This is a genomic window from Acidilobus saccharovorans 345-15 (assembly GCF_000144915.1).
GTDB classification, from domain to species: Archaea; Thermoproteota; Thermoprotei_A; order Sulfolobales; family Acidilobaceae; genus Acidilobus; species Acidilobus saccharovorans.
In genome coordinates this window covers 540,617-555,161 of record NC_014374.1, presented here as the reverse complement: position 1 = coordinate 555,161, position 14,545 = coordinate 540,617, and the positions used below count along the sequence as shown (strand labels likewise).

Genomic DNA, 14,545 nt, shown 5'->3' with positions numbered 1-14,545 from the left:
CATGGAGTACAAGTGGACCGTGCTCACCAACACCACGCTTGGGATACTCATGGCTATGATAAACTCCTCCGTGCTCATAATATCGCTCCCTGCCATATTCAGGGGCATCCAGCTTAACCCGCTGGCCCCGAGCTCCTTTGACTACCTTCTCTGGCTGCTCATGGGCTACGGCGTCGTCTCCTCCTCGCTGGTAGTCTCCTTCGGCAGGCTCTCCGACATGTACGGCAGGGTCAAGCTGTACAGGCTCGGCTTCGTGATATTCACCGTGGGCTCGGTGCTCCTCTCAATAACTCCGGGCAGGGGGACGGTGGCCGCGGCCGAGCTCGTGGCCTTCAGGATGGTGCAGGCCGTCGGCGCCGCCCTGCTGATGGCTAACAGCGCCGCCCTCATAACTGACGCGTTCCCCATAACTGAGAGGGGCAGGGCACTCGGCATAAACCAGGTCGCGGGCATGGTAGGCAACCTGGTGGGCCTGATCCTCGGGGGCGTCCTGGCTACAGTTAACTGGAGGCTTGTGTTCATAATAAGCGTCCCCTTCGGCGTGGCTGGGACCGTGTGGTCATACCTGAAGCTCAGGGAACTCTCGAGGCCCAGGAGGGAGGAGAAGGTCGACGTAATCGGTAACCTGACTTTCATTAGCGGCCTGGTGCTCCTGCTGGCTGGCATAACCTATGCCCTGGAGCCCTACCATGGGGAGGCCATGGGCTGGGACAGCCCCAGGGTCATAGCGCTGATGAGCGCCGGGGCCGCGGTGCTTGCAGTGTTCCCGCTCGTGGAGATGAGGGTCCAGTACCCCATGTTCAGGCTCGAGCTGTTCAGGTCAAGGCAGTTCTCGGCCGGGATATTTGCGGCGCTCCTGGCGGGCCTTGCCCTTGGGGGCCTCATGATCACGCTCACGATAATGCTTCAGGGCATCTGGCTCCCGCTCCACGGCTACAGCTACAGCTCGACGCCGTTCTGGGCTGGCATATACATGATGCCCATGCTCTTCGGCTTCGTGGCCCTCGGGCCCCTGAGCGGGGCCCTCTCAGACAAGTACGGGGCCAGGGAGCTGGCCACCGGGGGCATGCTGATAGCGTTTGCAGCTATGATGGCCATGATGACGCTCAACTATAACTTCTCCTACCTGCCCTTCGCCCTGATGATATTTGCTGTGGGCGTCGGCAACGGCATGTTCGTGGCCCCGAACACCGCCTCAATAATGAACGCCGTGCCCCCGGAGCACAGAGGGGTGGCCTCAGGCATGAGGTCGGTCATGACGAGCATGGCAAACACCGTGAGCATAGCCCTCTACTTCTCCCTGCTGCTGAGCGCCTTTGAGGCCAAGCTTCCTTCGGCCATATACTCGTCGCTTGTGAGCGCTGGGTTCCCGCAGGCCCTGGCCCTCGAGGTCTCCAGGATGCCCCCGACCGCGGCCCTGTTCGCGGCCTTCCTCGGCTATAACCCCATGCAGGTGGTCCTCCAGGACCTGCCGCAGGGCGTGGCGAGCAGCATAGAGGCCGGCGACCCCTCGGGCTTTAAGGAGGTGATGAGCAACACCTGGTTCCCTCACGTCATAGCTCCCCCGTTCATGTACGCGCTCAGGTTCACCCTGATGATATCAGGCGTCATAGTGGTGGTGGCGGCTGTGGCCTCCGCCCTCAGGGGCAGGACTGCCCCTCAGAGCCTGGGAGGGAAGTGAGCCAGGCCCGCCGGTAGCAGGTACCTCATGGCCAGGAGCAGGAGGAACGAGACGAGGGGCACGGTGATGTTATCGTCGACCCCGTTTATCCTCTCCACAAAGGAGGCCGCCACGCCGGCCGCCACCCCCTCAAGGCCGAGGAAGTAGCCCCCTATGAGGGACGACACGACAATCATAGCTATGGTCCCCGACCACGCCTTGCCCCTGACCCTCCTGAGGCCCCTCACGACCCCCGTGACGCCGTCGCCGACTGACATGAACAGCGCCGAGACGGCCCCGATCACCATGCTTGGGTCGAAGAACCAGGAGGCGAGTATGACAAGGCCCCACATTATGGTGAAGTGGGCCTCGTAGGCGTTATCGGGCTCCTGGAACCACGCCATTAAGCCCTTCCTCCTCCTGTAGAAGATGTAACCAGTCAGAGCCATGGCTGAGGCAAACGCCATCCACGGCTGGGTGTAGACAAAGGGCACCAGCGCGGCCACCAGGCCGCCGCCCAGGATATGTATCGTCTTCCTAGCCATGTACCTTGATATGCGGTCCCCAAGTCCATGAGAGGTGGACAGCCTGTAGACGGCCTTTGAGATGTAGAGGACTACAGCGCCAACCCACGCCGCCAGGGCTAAGGTTATGGCCAGCTGAAGCGTTATGGACAACATACTCTCGCTGACCCTGTGTGATGCGCAGAATTAAAGTGCTTGCAGCTAAATTAGGGCCGCGGCTACGGCCGCCGCCGTAATCACGGCCGGGGTGGCCATGAAGGCCAGCGGGCCAAGGTAGAGCGCCAGCCCCCCTGCCAGGGAGCCCACCAGGGAGCCCAGCTCCCTTAACATCATGTAGCCGTGCACCCTGTAGCCCCCCGTTATCCCTATGTATATCCTATATAGCGACAGGTCAAGCACGCTGAAGAGGGCTACCAGGACCACTATGTAGGCCACTATGCCGGCCAGGGAGTCTATGAACCTTATGGCCACTATGGCCCACGCCCCCCTTATCGCTATGCCCGCCGCCGCCAGCGACCTGGAGCCCGTGCCCTGGACTAGGGCCAACGCCGCGGCCGCCGAGAGGCCCGCAGCTGCAAAGGCAACCATGTAGTCCCTGAGGCCCAGGTTGACGTACCTGAGCATGAGCGGCAGGGCAGTCAGGTAGTAATCACCGACAAAGGTCGTCAGCATAGCCGACACCGCCACCCCTGTCGACGATCCCGCGCCCCTCTCAACTGACCTGGAGATGTTGTAGAGAAGCCCGTACTTGCCGTAGGCGAAGGACCCCACCGCGGTGGCGTAGAGGCCGAAGCCCTCAAGCCTTAGCATGAGCCCGTGGAGCTTCCTCTCGAAGGGGGGCCAGCCTGAGGGGAGGAACAACATAAAGGCGAGCCCAACGGCGAGGGAGGCGACGCCTACCCCCACGGCCAGCCCCATGAGGGGTATGAAGGGGACCACGAAGGACAGGGCAAGCAGCCCAGCGCCCTTTATGCCGAAGAGGCCCAGCCTCTGGCCTGATGCCTTCGCCTCCCACTCGGTGTCGGGCGACAGCTCAAACATGCCAGCCGAGAAGCCGAGGTTAGCGGCCGCAGTGGCAACAGCGTGGAACATGTAGGCTATCGCCATAAGCTCAACGCCCCTCGCCAGGCCAAACAGCAGGGAAGCCACTGCTATGGCCACGAGCGACACCGCCGTCAGCTTACGGTAGTCCCCCCTGTCGGCCAGCCTGCCGAGGAACTCGCTGGAAGCTATGAACACGGCGCTCCATGCGGCCCCGATTATGCCGTAGTCTATGTCCGACACGTCCGTCCTGAACCCTATGTAGTTGAACATCATGAAGTCAACTATTGAGAGCGCCGCTATGTAGGTGACCCCCAGCCAGTACCACACATGTACTCCCGACGGGAGCATACGGGCATTGGAGTTAAGAGGGTCGGACCCCCTTTGACCGTGGACTCCTGCGGGGCTGATGGCCTCGGGTATACTAATTAAAACTTTATATCTTTTCCCGACTTACTCGCATCGCGTGGGAGCAGTGGTCCTTCAGGTGACGAGCAGGGTCTACAGGGTGCCCGTGGAGGAGACTAACGGCAACATATACTTTTACGTCCAGGAGGACGGCCTCATCATAATAGACACGGGCATTCCGGGCAAGGACGGCCTGGTGTTGGACTCCATAAGGTCCCTGGGCTTCAGCCCCTCCCAGGTCAAGGCCATAGTTTTGACCCACTACCACCTGGATCACTCTGGCAGCGCGAACGCCATTCGCTCGGCCACAGGGGCCAAGATATACGTGCACAGGGACGACGCCCCAATACTTGAGGGCCTGGTACCCCCTCAGCTCCCCAAGGAAGCCCCAAGGGAGGCCGTCGAGGCCTACCGCTGGTTCAAGCCGGTCAAGCCAGACGTTGTCCTAAACGACGGCGACGAGGTCCACGGGCTCAGGGTGATCCACGTCCCAGGGCACACGCCCGGCTCCATAGCCCTCTACGACGGGGAGCACCTATTCGCCGGCGACAACCTGAACTTCCGCGACGGCAGGGTCCAGGGCCCGCCGCCCCTGTTCACCGCTGACATGCAGAGGGCCAGGGAGTCGGTGAGGAGGCTGCTGTCGCTGGACTTCAGGGTCCTGCTCCCAGGGCACGGCGAGCCCGTGGTAGGGGACGCCTCAGCAAGGGCCAGGCAGGACCTGAGGGAGCTTCTGTGAGGTCTTTTTAAGCTTTATCTCGGTTTACTATCCTTTCAGCTTTAGGTGAGGACTTGGCCTCCCGCTTCAGGCGGCCCCTTTCCCACAGCTTGGGGGCAAGGACCGCGGTTGCCTGCCAGGTTTTCTTATAGGGCCGCGACATCTAACCTTGGCACCCGCTGGGGGGAACTTATGGAGGGAGGCGCCCGGGAAGTCCTAAGGATCGGCAAGGTCTCAGGCATAGTCAACGGCCTAGCCGTGGTCAGGGCCGACATAGATGTAAGGAAGTTCAGGCAAGGGTCGCCCGTGATCAACCCTGACCGCAGGCTCGTGGGGTCGGCCGCCGACATAATAGGAAACGTCAACTCCCCATACCTGCTGGTCAAGCTGAGCCCGGGCGCCTCAGTTAAGGAGGGGGACGAGCTCTTCCTCATATTCTCGCCCCCCAGGAGGAGGAGCCATCACAGGAGAAGGTGATTAGACGTGGTTGCCCCACTCGTGTGTCCCAGGTGCGGCTCCAAGCTTGTTGATGATAATGGGGTTCTCGTCTGTCCCAACTGTGGCTACATATACGACGGCAACGAGCTCAGTGACGGCCCTGAGTGGAGGTCGCTCAGCAACGGCAACGTGAAGGGCGTTGAGAGGGCCTCGTACTCCAACGACCCCCTGATGCATGACCTAGGCATAGGCAACCTGAGGATGAGCCCGGCCAGGTCAAGGTCGCCGCTGATGAGGGTCAGGAACCTGAGGATGAGGATAGGCAGCTCCCACCCGCTGCTCAAGGGCGAGGCGCCGCTGGTCAACATGTTCTCCATAGCCAAGAAGGCGGCGAGCGCCTTTGAGCTGAGCGACAGCGCCAAGGACGCCCTAGGGCAGGTGCTCCACGCCTACGCTGAGAGGGCCAAGAAGCCCATAGGCAGGGACGTGAACAAGGTCGTGGCCGCCGCCCTGGAGAAGGTGGTAGAGGTCTACAACTTAAGCATATCTAAGGGCGAGATAGAGAGCTTCTTTGAGATAGACGACAACGACCTATGGGACGGCCTTAAGAAGCTCAACGACGTCGGCGCCCTTGACATGCTTAAGGTCGTCGTGGCCTCCGAGGGCCAGGGCAGGGTGCTGGAGAGGTCCTTCACCTACATTAACAGGATAGCGTCAAGCCTGTCGCTGCCTCAGCAAGTCGTGCAGGACTCGCTGAACTTCATAAGGAAGTCCCTGGGCGTGGCAGGCAAGACACCATACGGCAAGAAGCCCGAGGCCCTGGCGGCGGCCGCCGTCTACCTGGTTGCAAGGCTTAACGGCTATGAGATAAGCCAGAGCGACGTGGCCAAGGTAGTCGGCATAAAGGAGTCCACCGTGAGGAAGCTCTACAGGTTCCTGATGGACAACATGGTAGTGGTCGTTGACGTCTGAGCCTTTTTAGCTTTTGAGCTCTCCTTCCCTTAAGCGGGCCCGGTCCTAGAGGAGCCAGGAGAGCCAGCGTGCAAGAGGCCGTCCTAGCTGCAGGTGCAGCGGCCGCTGCGGGCGCGGCGACCTATGTAGCCTACAGGAAGAGGCTGCTGTCAAGGCTCCTCACCTCCCTGAGGCTGAAGGTGAACCCCGACAGCATAGTCGAAGTGGCCTCCTCTGCCGAGTCCCTAGGCATAAGCAGGCAGCAGGTCTCCGCTATAGTGAGGTCCCTGAGGTCGTGCCCCAAGGGCTCGGAGAGGCTGGCGGAGTCGCTCATCTCCCTTGGACTTTACGAGGACGTCATATACCTGGCCTCAAGGGGCTGCTCGGTGCCCTCCGTCACCCTCCGCAGGGCGAGGGCCTACTCACTTGGGCTGGCGCTCTCCAAGTGGGAAGCCGAGGCGTCAAGGCTACTGCAGGAGCAACCAAAGCTCTCCGGCAGCTCAAAGGTCATGGTTGCTGTGTGCGAGGGCGACTACAGGGAGGTCATGGTAGATGGCGTCGTAACCGAGGTGCCGCCGCCTGGGAGCTCATGGAGGTCCCCGCCGCCGGAGGAGGCAATGAGCTCCATAGCTGAGCTCTCAGGGGCGAAGCTTGTCATAAGCTGGGGCAGCTGCGGCCTCAGGGGGGCTGTAAACGCCAGGAGGCTCGTGAGGCTGGCCTACCCTGACGTGAGGCCCTCGCTGGCGTCAATAGCCTACAACCTAGGGGTTAACCCCATGCTTCCCCCGTCAGCCGTGGTCCTTGCAGCGGTCGAGAGCTCGGTTGACATACTGAACAGGGTTGGGGTCGAGTGGGAAAAGATGCCCGAGGACGTGAGGGGCGCCTCCGAAATAGTCAAGTATAGGGACGTGGTGAACTCCGTCGTGGGGCAGCGCGGCGTCAAGGAACAGCGCTCCATAGTTGTCACGGACAGGCCCAGGGCCTACATGCCGCTGTGGAGGCCGTTCTCGGTGAGCCCCTCGCGGGCCCCCCAGGACGACTACGTGGCAGCTACAGTCATCAAGGCGCTGGCCTCAAGGGGAGGCGACCCCCTGAGGGCCATCAGACTCTCAAGCCTTGACGGCGACGAGGGCAGGTCAATAGCTAAAGCCATAATGGCCTCCCTGGTGCAGACGGCCGCAGGCCCAAGGCCTGGCAGCCAGGTTGAGCCGTGGGACCTGGCGTGCCTCGATGATATAGAAGTCCTACTTGACTGCGCTCGCACCTACGACGACTGCATCCCCTCAAGGCCTCCGCCTGACGAGGAGGAGCTCCTTAGGAAGCTCAAGGTGAGGTGCCCCGGAGCCAAGAACATAAGGCTCACCGCCAACTCTTACGTCCCCCAGAGGCTGGCGGAGTCCCTCGGCATGGCGGCCCCCAACAAGGGCAAGGTGAAGGCCTACGGCGAGCCCATATTGGGCGGCCTCAGGGGGGCCTCTGAGGCGGTGTCGTCAGCTGTCGCCATGGCCTCGGGGGCCTCCAGGCCGCTGATAATAGTCCCAACGAGGGCCCTCGCCAGGGCGGCCGCCAGCGCCCACGGAGGCACGTTCATAACTGCTGAAACCATAGACTCCTGGTTCTCCAGGGGAGGCCTGGGCTTCATATCATGGGATGACTACCTGGCCATGCCTGAGGCCGGGGGCGTGGCCGACCGCTCCATTATAGTGTTCCCCGAGAGGCTGATCAGAGCAGAGCCCGAGGACACGGCATATGGCGTCCACGACAGGCTTGTGGACTCCGTCATAGAGCTTGTGGCCAAGAACGGGGGCCTGGCGGTCAGCAGGGCCCTCCACGCCGAGGCCGAGAGGAGGGACGACATAGAGCTGGTGGCACCGGCGAGGCACGAGATTGATGTGGAGCTCAGCGACACTGATATAATGGAGGAGGCCGAGAACGCGTTCAAGAGGCTCTGGGGCGCCAACCTGAGCCTGAGGCCCTACCAGGGCCTCGCCGTGAGGGTGTTGGCCCAGATGGCCTCCTCGGGCAGGGCCTCAGCGCTGATGGTCATACTTCCCACTGGGGCCGGGAAGAGCGCGATCTTCCAGGTGACTGCGAAGGCCTTCGAGGACCTGGGACTGGGGTCAACGGCCATAGTGATAAGCCCCCTGAGGGCGCTCATGCACGACCAGGTGAAGAACGCCAGGTCGAGGGGGCTCAGGGCCGCCTACATAGACTCGAGTGTGCCGCCTTCAAGGAAGAGGGAGATAATAGCCGCTGCCAGGGAGGGTCTCCTGGACCTGGTCTACGTGACGCCCGAGGGCTTCAGCTCGGGGCCTGCCTCCGAGCTGGTGTCAACCTCGGGCGAGGCGAGCCTCGTGGTGCTCGACGAGGCCCACGCCCTCTCAAGGTGGGGGCTCAGCTTCAGGCCAAGCTACCTGTACGTCGCCAGGCAGCTCAAGGACAGGGCCTCGGCCGGGTGGCCCCCGATAGTTGCCCTCACCGCCTCAGCTCCCTCTGACGTGGTCAGGGACGTCCTGAGCGAGCTCGGCTACCAGGACTACGAGGAGCGCCGTATATCCCTGGGCCCTGAGACCGCGGAGGTGAGCTACTCGGGCAAGCCAGTGGTCCTGAGGGCCCCGTCCCTGAGGCCTGAGATCTCCATTGATGTTGTGCCAGCCAGGGACGGCCCTGACAGGCTTGAGGACATAGCGGCCCACGCGGAGGAGCTCACCAGGTGGGCCGACTCGCTCGGGGGGCCGTGGGTTGGTATAGTGTTCGTGCCGTTCGTCCAGAGTGACTCAAGGCCCTGGCTTAACGCCGAGGAGGTGGCCAAGTTCCTGGGCAGGAGGCTGGGCGAGGACATAGCCGTGTACCACGGCCAGCTGAGCGACTCCGAGAGGAGGCGGGTCGAGGAGGAGATAGTAAGCTCCTCCCGCACGGGCAGGGGGCCAAGGATAGTGGTGGCCACCAAGGCCTTCGGCATGGGTGTTGACATACCTAACATAAGGTGGACCCTTCACGCCGCGCCGAGCGGCAGCGTGGAGGACCTGTACCAGGAGATAGGCAGGGCCGGGAGGGATGGGAAGCCCGCGAGGGCTGTCATACTTTACAACCCCTCTGACATGACCGTGCAGTCGGCCATGGCCAAGGGGGAGGCCATAAGGCCCCTCAGCGTGCACAGGACCCTGCAGCTGATAGCCGAGGCCATGCAGTACGTCAAGTACAGGGACGGCGTCATCCCGATCCCCATCAAGGGCAGGGAGGGCGAGTGGGGGCTCGTCAAGTACCTTGACGTGCTGAGGGTGGCGGGCCTGATAGACTACGAGGTCGTCAGGGGGCCGCTGCTGGCCTACGACCTGCCGAGGGAGAAGGTCGAGGAGGAGGCGGGGTGGTGCATACCGATGAGCGACGGCACGTGCATATCAAGGGCCGTGAGGGGGCTGGAGGGCCGCAGGGTCTACTTTAACATCTGCGACAACGACGCCTCAATAGGGCTGAAGGCGCAGGAGGCCTGTAAGTCGATAAGCTACGACGGCCTCGTGGCCCTGGTCTCCGTGACCTCGGGCTGGAGGAGGCCGAGGAGGTACCTTGACCCTGAGCTCTACGCCATATCGCTCTGGCTCTCCCTGAGGGAGGGCAGGAAGGTCAAGGAGCTCTCGGACCTGCTGGAGGCGGCAGTGGCGGCCAGGGCAAGGGGAGGGCAGCAGCTGGCTGACTCCCAGGTCAAGAGGGCCATAGAGGAGCTCCTCGCCAGGGGGGTCAGGCCCCCTCTGGGAGGCGTCAGGCTGGGCAAGGTGGTGAGGTGTGACAGCCTGGACGAGTGCGTCGACCGCGCCATAAAGGACGTTATAGAGGTTGAGGAGCTCGTGGGGGAGGGCTCAGTGGTTATAGGCGCCTCCCCCACGGCCGCCCCCCTGGTCTCCGCCAGGTACCTCAAGCTCACTGGCAGGTCGCCCTCCGTTTCGCCAAGTTACTACAGGAGGCTGGCCTCCCTGGCCAGGAGGGGGGAGCTTGAGAAGGCTATGAACATGGGCTACGTCGTTGTGGTGGCCAAGGACAGCGAAAAAGTTAACGAGGTCGTTAAGCTTGTCCACGGCTACCCCTACGCCAGCTTCTACCTCTACGCCAGGTCAAAGGCTTAGATTTTAGCCTCCGGCCCCTTAACCCACAGGGGTTTTACTTGCGGGCCCTCAGGTACCTTGGCATCACTGCGGCGGCGGTGGCATGGGTAATTATTATTGCTTGCGTGTCCATTAACCCCTGGTTCGTGTTCACCAAAAACGCCTTCAGCGACCTGGGAGGTCCCAGGGCCACAGACCCATGGCTCTACAACTATGGCCTTATAGCGGTCGGCGCCCTCATAATAGCCTTCGCCTCGTACGCGGTCAGCGTCAGCAGCGAGAAGCTAGAGGCCGTGGGCGCCTCATTTATGATGGTCGCCGGCCTGTTCCTTGCCCTGATAGGCGTGTTCCACGAGGGCACATACCCCCACGTCTTCGTCTCGCAGTGGTTCTTCGCTCAGATGGACATGACGTCCATAGTGTGGGGCGCGGGCTCCATAGTCTCGGGTAGGGCAAAAAGAGGGGCCGCGGAGGTGGCCATTGGGGTTATCGGGCCCGCCGGGGCCATAGCCTTCAGGTGGCCCTCGGCGGCCACCCTCGAGGCCTACGGAATAGTGCTCATAGACCTCTTCGTGATACTTATGACGTTTGACCTGCGAGACCTTGAAGGCTGAGGTCACTCCGAGACGAAGCCTGTCGACGCCAGGTACCTCTCGGTTATGTCAACTATGTCCCTGGCCGTTATTATGCCCACGAGCTTTCCCTCCCTGTCAACCACGGGCAGGTGCCTTATCTTGCGGGTTGAAAGCAGCTCCACAGCCTTAGTTATGGGCTCGTCATCCCTTATGGTCACCGGGTCCTTGGTCATTAAGTCGCCGAGCTTTGAGTCATAGCTGACCCTGTCCGCCACCACCCTGCTCAGGTCCCTCTCAGTGAAGATGCCTATCACTTTCCCCTCTGGAGACACAACTACGACGCTGCCGGTGCCCTTGGTGTACATGAGCCTCGCGGCCTCCGCAAGCGTGGCATCGGCGGTCGCGGACACCACGTTCTTCCTTGCAACGTCACCTACCTTTGAGGTCCAGACGCTCAAGGAGCTCACCTTAATAGTGTCCGCACAGTGGGGATTTTAAGCGCTCAGCTTAGTGCATATGATACGCTACCTCCTACATACCCTCATGAGCTCCTCCTCGGCCCTCCTGAACTGCCTGTGGGGCGCCCTGTCCATGTTCCATGACCTGTCTGAGTACTTGTAAGTGTAGAGTATCTCCGCCATCTCCAGCTCCTCAGACGTGGGCAGGTCGTACTTAACGCCGTCGTAGCCCAGAACCTTTGCGAACGAGCTGGCTAGGGCGGAGGCAACATCGTTGACAGTGGTCCCAGGCCTCAGGGCGGCCAGGTTCGTTACCCTGTACTTGACGCTCGAGACCCCCTTGTCTATGAGCTTCTTGAGGGGCACCTTAAGGACGGAGGCCAGGGCGCTGAGGTCTGCGCTCACCAGCATGGCGCCATGGAAGAATATGGAGCCCCAGGACACCGTTGCCGCCGTGCCGCTCACCTTCCTGTTGTCAACAATTATGTCGTTGACGTTCTGCACCGAGGCCTCAAAGCCCAGGGACCTTAGCGCCTCAACGGGGGCCCTTATGAGCTCCGTGAATATGAAGTCGACGGGGTTGCTTACCTTCCTCTCGCCCAGGGAGAGCGATATTGCGTAGTTTATGTTGCCAAGGTCATGATATGCTGCCCCTCCGCCGGTGAACCTCCTCACCACCTTCACGCCCTGCCTCTCTGCCTCTGCGAGGTTCACCTCCTCCTCGGCCCTCTGGAAGTAGCCTATTACAACTGCCCTGCGGTTCCTCCAAAGCCTAAGCGTGTCAGGGGAGATGCCGCAGCCCCTCGCCCTGGGCAGGGCCTCCTCGAACGCCAAGTTCATGTATGGGTCGTCAGGGGTCTCGTAGAGCAGGACCCTAAGCTGCATCGCCCTCACCCGAGCACATTATGGCGTCCACAAAGTCCTCCTCGGAGCAGCCTACCAGGCTTGAGCCCTGGAGCACCCTCCTGACGACGCCGGAGACCTCGCCCCTGTCAAACCTGGTGTTAACGAGGCTCTCCTCAAGCTCGAAGACCTTGTCCTCCGGGATAACCATGAAGTCTCCCGTTATGCTGACCCTGGCTATGACCCCTCCGACGACCTCGGAGGAGACCCTTATGAGGCCCTTTCTTGCCTTAACCTCGCACGTGCCCACTAAGGACCCCGCGCCCTCGGGCGTGGAGGAAAAGAAAAGCGTTAGCCTCAGACCCTTATGGCCTTCACTAGCTCCTCCTTCATGCCCATCTTCTTGGGCATGAAGATCCTCGGGTCCATGAGCTCCGGCTCCCTCTTCATTATAGGCTTGAACTCCATCTTGGCGAGCACGTCCTTCTCCAGGTCGACGCCAGGGGCCACCTCTATGAGCTCCAGTCCCTCGGGCGTCAGCCTGAACACAGCCCTCTCGGTTATGTAAAGCACGTTCTTCCTATTCTCTATCATAACCTTCGAGGAGCACCCGACCTTGTCCACCTTGTTGACAAACTTAACTATGTTTCCGTCGGAGATTATCCTTAGCTTCCCGTCGGCCACCTCATACTTTGTCCCCCTGCCAGCCGTGAAGAGGCCTGCATAGTAGATGTCAGGCGCCCCTGACGCTATAGCTGGGAACCCTCCTGGCCCAGGTATCTTTGACTCCGTGAAGAACGAGTTGACATTGCCGTACTTGTCTATCTGCATGAAGCCCAGGGAGGCCGCGTCGATGACCCCTCCCTCGTACATGGTGAACTGGTCCGGCACCGAGAGCACTGCGAAGGCCCCTATGGAGACCCCAAAGTCAGGGCCGTAGAGCGGCCTTCCTCCCCACGTGCCTGACTCAACGGTGAGCACCACCAGGTCCTGTATGTCCTCCTCCATCGCCACCTCGCCCACCATAGCCGGTATGCCCACGCCGAGGTTGACCACCACAGGCCTCCCGTACTTCTCCACGAGCCTGGCAAGCTCAAGGGCCACCCTCCTGGCCACTACCTTCCTCTCGTCCAGGCCGCTCTCCATCTGCGCCGTCATAACGTCAGCCGGGGGTATCACCCTTCCAGCTACTATGGGGTCGTAGTCAAAGCTGTGGGACTGCCTGTGGTACTCCCTGGGCGCAACTACAACGTAGTCCACCAGCGGGCCGGGAACGACCACGCTCTTGGGGTTAATGGTGCCGAACCTGGCCACCCTGAGCACCTGGGCTATGACTGTGCCCTTCTCTGGCATGGCCTTAGTCGCCTGAGCTATGTTAAGCACGGTGCCGTAAGCCACCTCGTCCTCGAGGGACAGGTTTCCTATCTCGTCGGCCGTGCTCCCCCTTATGAGGGCGAACTTGGGCTTCGGGGCGGTGTAGAGCAGGTACTCCTTACCGTCTATGTTGAGCAGCTGCACCTTGACAGTCCTCCTCTCCTTGGCGGTCTCGTTAAGGGCTGTTCCGTCATACCTTGGGTCAGCGGTGGTGTTGAGTCCGACCCTGGTCAGGACGCCAGGCCTGCCGCTCCCGACCTCCCTGAACCAGTAGGCCAGGATCCCGATGCTCCAGGCGTAGGCCTCGAACCACTCCTCCTTTATCATCTTCTGGAGGGTCTCGCTCCAGCCGTAGAAGGCCACCAGCATGCCCCTTATGAAGTCCCTGTCCCCCCTCTTGTACATCATCTGGGCTATGCTGTCAAGCCCCCTGCCTGGCGTCCCAGGGAACGTGTCACTTATTATGAAGAGGTTCCTGGGGTGGCCGGTCTTCAAGTACAGCCTGTAGAGCCTTTCTATGAGGTAGTCGGGCGACGTTATCTCGTTGAAGCCTGAGATGGCAACGACGTCGCCGTCCTTTATCTGCGACAGGACGAAGTCTGGGTCATTAACTATTTTCTTTCTTGCTATCAGGCTCACAACGCTGTCGCTCATATTAAGTTACCTCCGAATCTGTGCTTCAATTACTTTAGAAGTATGTAGGGGCTTTAATATTTACTGCGAGAGCTAAAGCTGGGAGCGCGGTTGCCGCTGAAGGCTGTCGGGTCAGACGTTGACGGCACGCTCACCGTGAGGAGGGGCGACCTAAGGGTAAGCGTGCACGCGATCAGGGGGATAAGGCTGCTGGAGTCCCGCGGGGTCAAGGTTATCCTGGTCTCAGGCAACAGCCTCCCCGTGACCGCAGGCCTCAGCGTCTACCTTGGCTCCAGCGGCCCCGTCGTGGCTGAGAACGGCTGCGTCATAATGTACAGGGGACAGATATACCACGTGTGCTCCGGCAGGCCCCCCGAGGGGCTGCTCAGGAAGCTCCAGGACCTCGGCCTCAGGCCCAGCTGGCAGAACGAGTTCAGGTACCACGACATGGCCTTCTTCATGCCCAGGGGGGTAGACGAGAACTCGAAGGCCGAGCTGCTGAGGGCTGTGTCAGAGATAGCCGAGGCCCACGGCCTCAGAGTCCTCTGGAGCGGCTACGCCGTCCACATAAACCCTGGCAACGGCAAGGGCGAGGGGCTCCTGAGGGCCCTTGAGCTAATAGGGGTCAGCGCCTCCGAGGCGGCAGCCATAGGGGACGGCGAGAACGACCTCGACATGCTCTCAGTGGTGCCCATAAGCGGCTGCCCGGGCGACGCGGCCCCCGCGGTTAAGGTTAAGGTTAAGTTCGTGGCCAGGGGCAGGGGAGGCGCCGGCTTCCTGGAGTTTGCCAGGTGGCTTCTCGCTAAGGGAGAACGCAACTAA

The 14,545-nt window shown here is 61.4% G+C and carries 13 protein-coding genes; 7 read left to right on the top strand and 6 right to left on the bottom strand.

Translation table 11 applies throughout. The features are described from left to right. The first annotated feature begins 1 nt into the window (after position 1). Positions 2 to 1,681, top strand: a complete 1,680-nt coding sequence (locus ASAC_RS02850; protein WP_013266476.1) for an MFS transporter — start codon at positions 2 to 4, stop codon at positions 1,679 to 1,681. On the opposite strand, the gene ASAC_RS02845 is transcribed toward ASAC_RS02850, so the two are convergent. Then, positions 1,660 to 2,337 carry a diacylglycerol/polyprenol kinase family protein gene (locus ASAC_RS02845; protein ID WP_048812757.1) on the bottom strand — a complete coding sequence of 226 codons (678 nt, stop codon included), beginning with the start codon at positions 2,335 to 2,337 and terminating at the stop codon, positions 1,660 to 1,662. The two genes, ASAC_RS02850 and ASAC_RS02845, sit on opposite strands and share 22 nt — an antisense overlap. 48 nt (positions 2,338 to 2,385) lie before the next feature. Continuing rightward, complete coding sequence (locus tag ASAC_RS02840) at positions 2,386 to 3,555, bottom strand: MFS transporter (protein ID WP_013266474.1); 1,170 nt, start codon at positions 3,553 to 3,555, stop codon at positions 2,386 to 2,388. 145 nt (positions 3,556 to 3,700) lie between these two features. Here ASAC_RS02840 and ASAC_RS02835 point away from each other — a divergent pair, with 145 nt between their 5' ends. The 5 genes from ASAC_RS02835 (at position 3,701) to ASAC_RS02815 (ending at position 10,454) form a co-directional block, all read left to right on the top strand. Next, positions 3,701 to 4,372, top strand: coding sequence for an MBL fold metallo-hydrolase (locus tag ASAC_RS02835; protein WP_013266473.1), 672 nt, complete (start codon positions 3,701 to 3,703; stop codon positions 4,370 to 4,372). A 171-nt stretch (positions 4,373 to 4,543) separates the two neighbouring features. Further along, positions 4,544 to 4,828 (top strand): H/ACA ribonucleoprotein complex subunit GAR1, encoded by a 285-nt coding sequence (locus ASAC_RS02830; protein WP_013266472.1) that lies wholly within the window; start codon positions 4,544 to 4,546, stop codon positions 4,826 to 4,828. Between the two features lie 6 nt (positions 4,829 to 4,834). Beyond that, positions 4,835 to 5,761, top strand: a complete 927-nt coding sequence (locus tag ASAC_RS02825) for a TFIIB-type zinc ribbon-containing protein (RefSeq protein WP_048812753.1) — start codon at positions 4,835 to 4,837, stop codon at positions 5,759 to 5,761. Between the two features lie 68 nt (positions 5,762 to 5,829). Then, positions 5,830 to 9,861, top strand: a complete 4,032-nt coding sequence (locus tag ASAC_RS02820) for a DEAD/DEAH box helicase (protein WP_013266470.1) — start codon at positions 5,830 to 5,832, stop codon at positions 9,859 to 9,861. Positions 9,862 to 9,899: 38 nt separating this feature from the next. After that, positions 9,900 to 10,454 carry a DUF998 domain-containing protein gene (locus tag ASAC_RS02815; RefSeq protein WP_083774010.1) on the top strand — a complete coding sequence of 185 codons (555 nt, stop codon included), beginning with the start codon at positions 9,900 to 9,902 and terminating at the stop codon, positions 10,452 to 10,454. Positions 10,455 to 10,456: 2 nt separating this feature from the next. Here the strand turns inward: ASAC_RS02815 and ASAC_RS02810 are convergent, their stop codons facing one another. The 4 genes from ASAC_RS02810 to ASAC_RS02795 are packed head-to-tail and all read right to left on the bottom strand — an operon-like array spanning position 10,457 to position 13,744. Continuing rightward, a complete protein-coding gene (locus tag ASAC_RS02810; protein WP_013266468.1) occupies positions 10,457 to 10,882 on the bottom strand; it encodes a CBS domain-containing protein in 426 nt (141 codons plus the stop codon). A gap of 57 nt (positions 10,883 to 10,939) precedes the next feature. Continuing rightward, positions 10,940 to 11,758, bottom strand: a complete 819-nt coding sequence (locus tag ASAC_RS02805; protein ID WP_013266467.1) for a lipoate--protein ligase family protein — start codon at positions 11,756 to 11,758, stop codon at positions 10,940 to 10,942. Then, positions 11,748 to 12,026 carry a lipoate protein ligase C-terminal domain-containing protein gene (locus ASAC_RS02800; protein WP_013266466.1) on the bottom strand — a complete coding sequence of 93 codons (279 nt, stop codon included), beginning with the start codon at positions 12,024 to 12,026 and terminating at the stop codon, positions 11,748 to 11,750. Before ASAC_RS02800 ends, ASAC_RS02805 begins: the two co-directional genes overlap by 11 nt. Before the next feature lie 47 nt (positions 12,027 to 12,073). Next, the gene (locus ASAC_RS02795) at positions 12,074 to 13,744 is read right to left on the bottom strand and encodes an acyl CoA:acetate/3-ketoacid CoA transferase (protein WP_013266465.1); all 1,671 of its coding nucleotides are present in this window, start codon (positions 13,742 to 13,744) and stop codon (positions 12,074 to 12,076) included. Between the two features lie 90 nt (positions 13,745 to 13,834). Between ASAC_RS02795 and ASAC_RS02790 the strand changes: the two genes are divergently transcribed. Then, complete coding sequence (locus ASAC_RS02790; RefSeq protein WP_013266464.1) at positions 13,835 to 14,545, top strand: phosphoglycolate phosphatase; 711 nt, start codon at positions 13,835 to 13,837, stop codon at positions 14,543 to 14,545.

Bases quoted from the DNA above. Each gene is read 5' to 3' on its own strand.
- ASAC_RS02850 (WP_013266476.1), top strand. From the start codon at position 2: ATGGAGTACAAGTGGACCGTGCTCACCAACACCACGCTTGGGATACTC.
- ASAC_RS02830 (WP_013266472.1), top strand. From the start codon at position 4,544: ATGGAGGGAGGCGCCCGGGAAGTCCTAAGGATCGGCAAGGTCTCAGGC.
- ASAC_RS02805 (WP_013266467.1), bottom strand. From the start codon at position 11,758: ATGCAGCTTAGGGTCCTGCTCTACGAGACCCCTGACGACCCATACATG.
- ASAC_RS02795 (WP_013266465.1), bottom strand. From the start codon at position 13,744: ATGAGCGACAGCGTTGTGAGCCTGATAGCAAGAAAGAAAATAGTTAAT.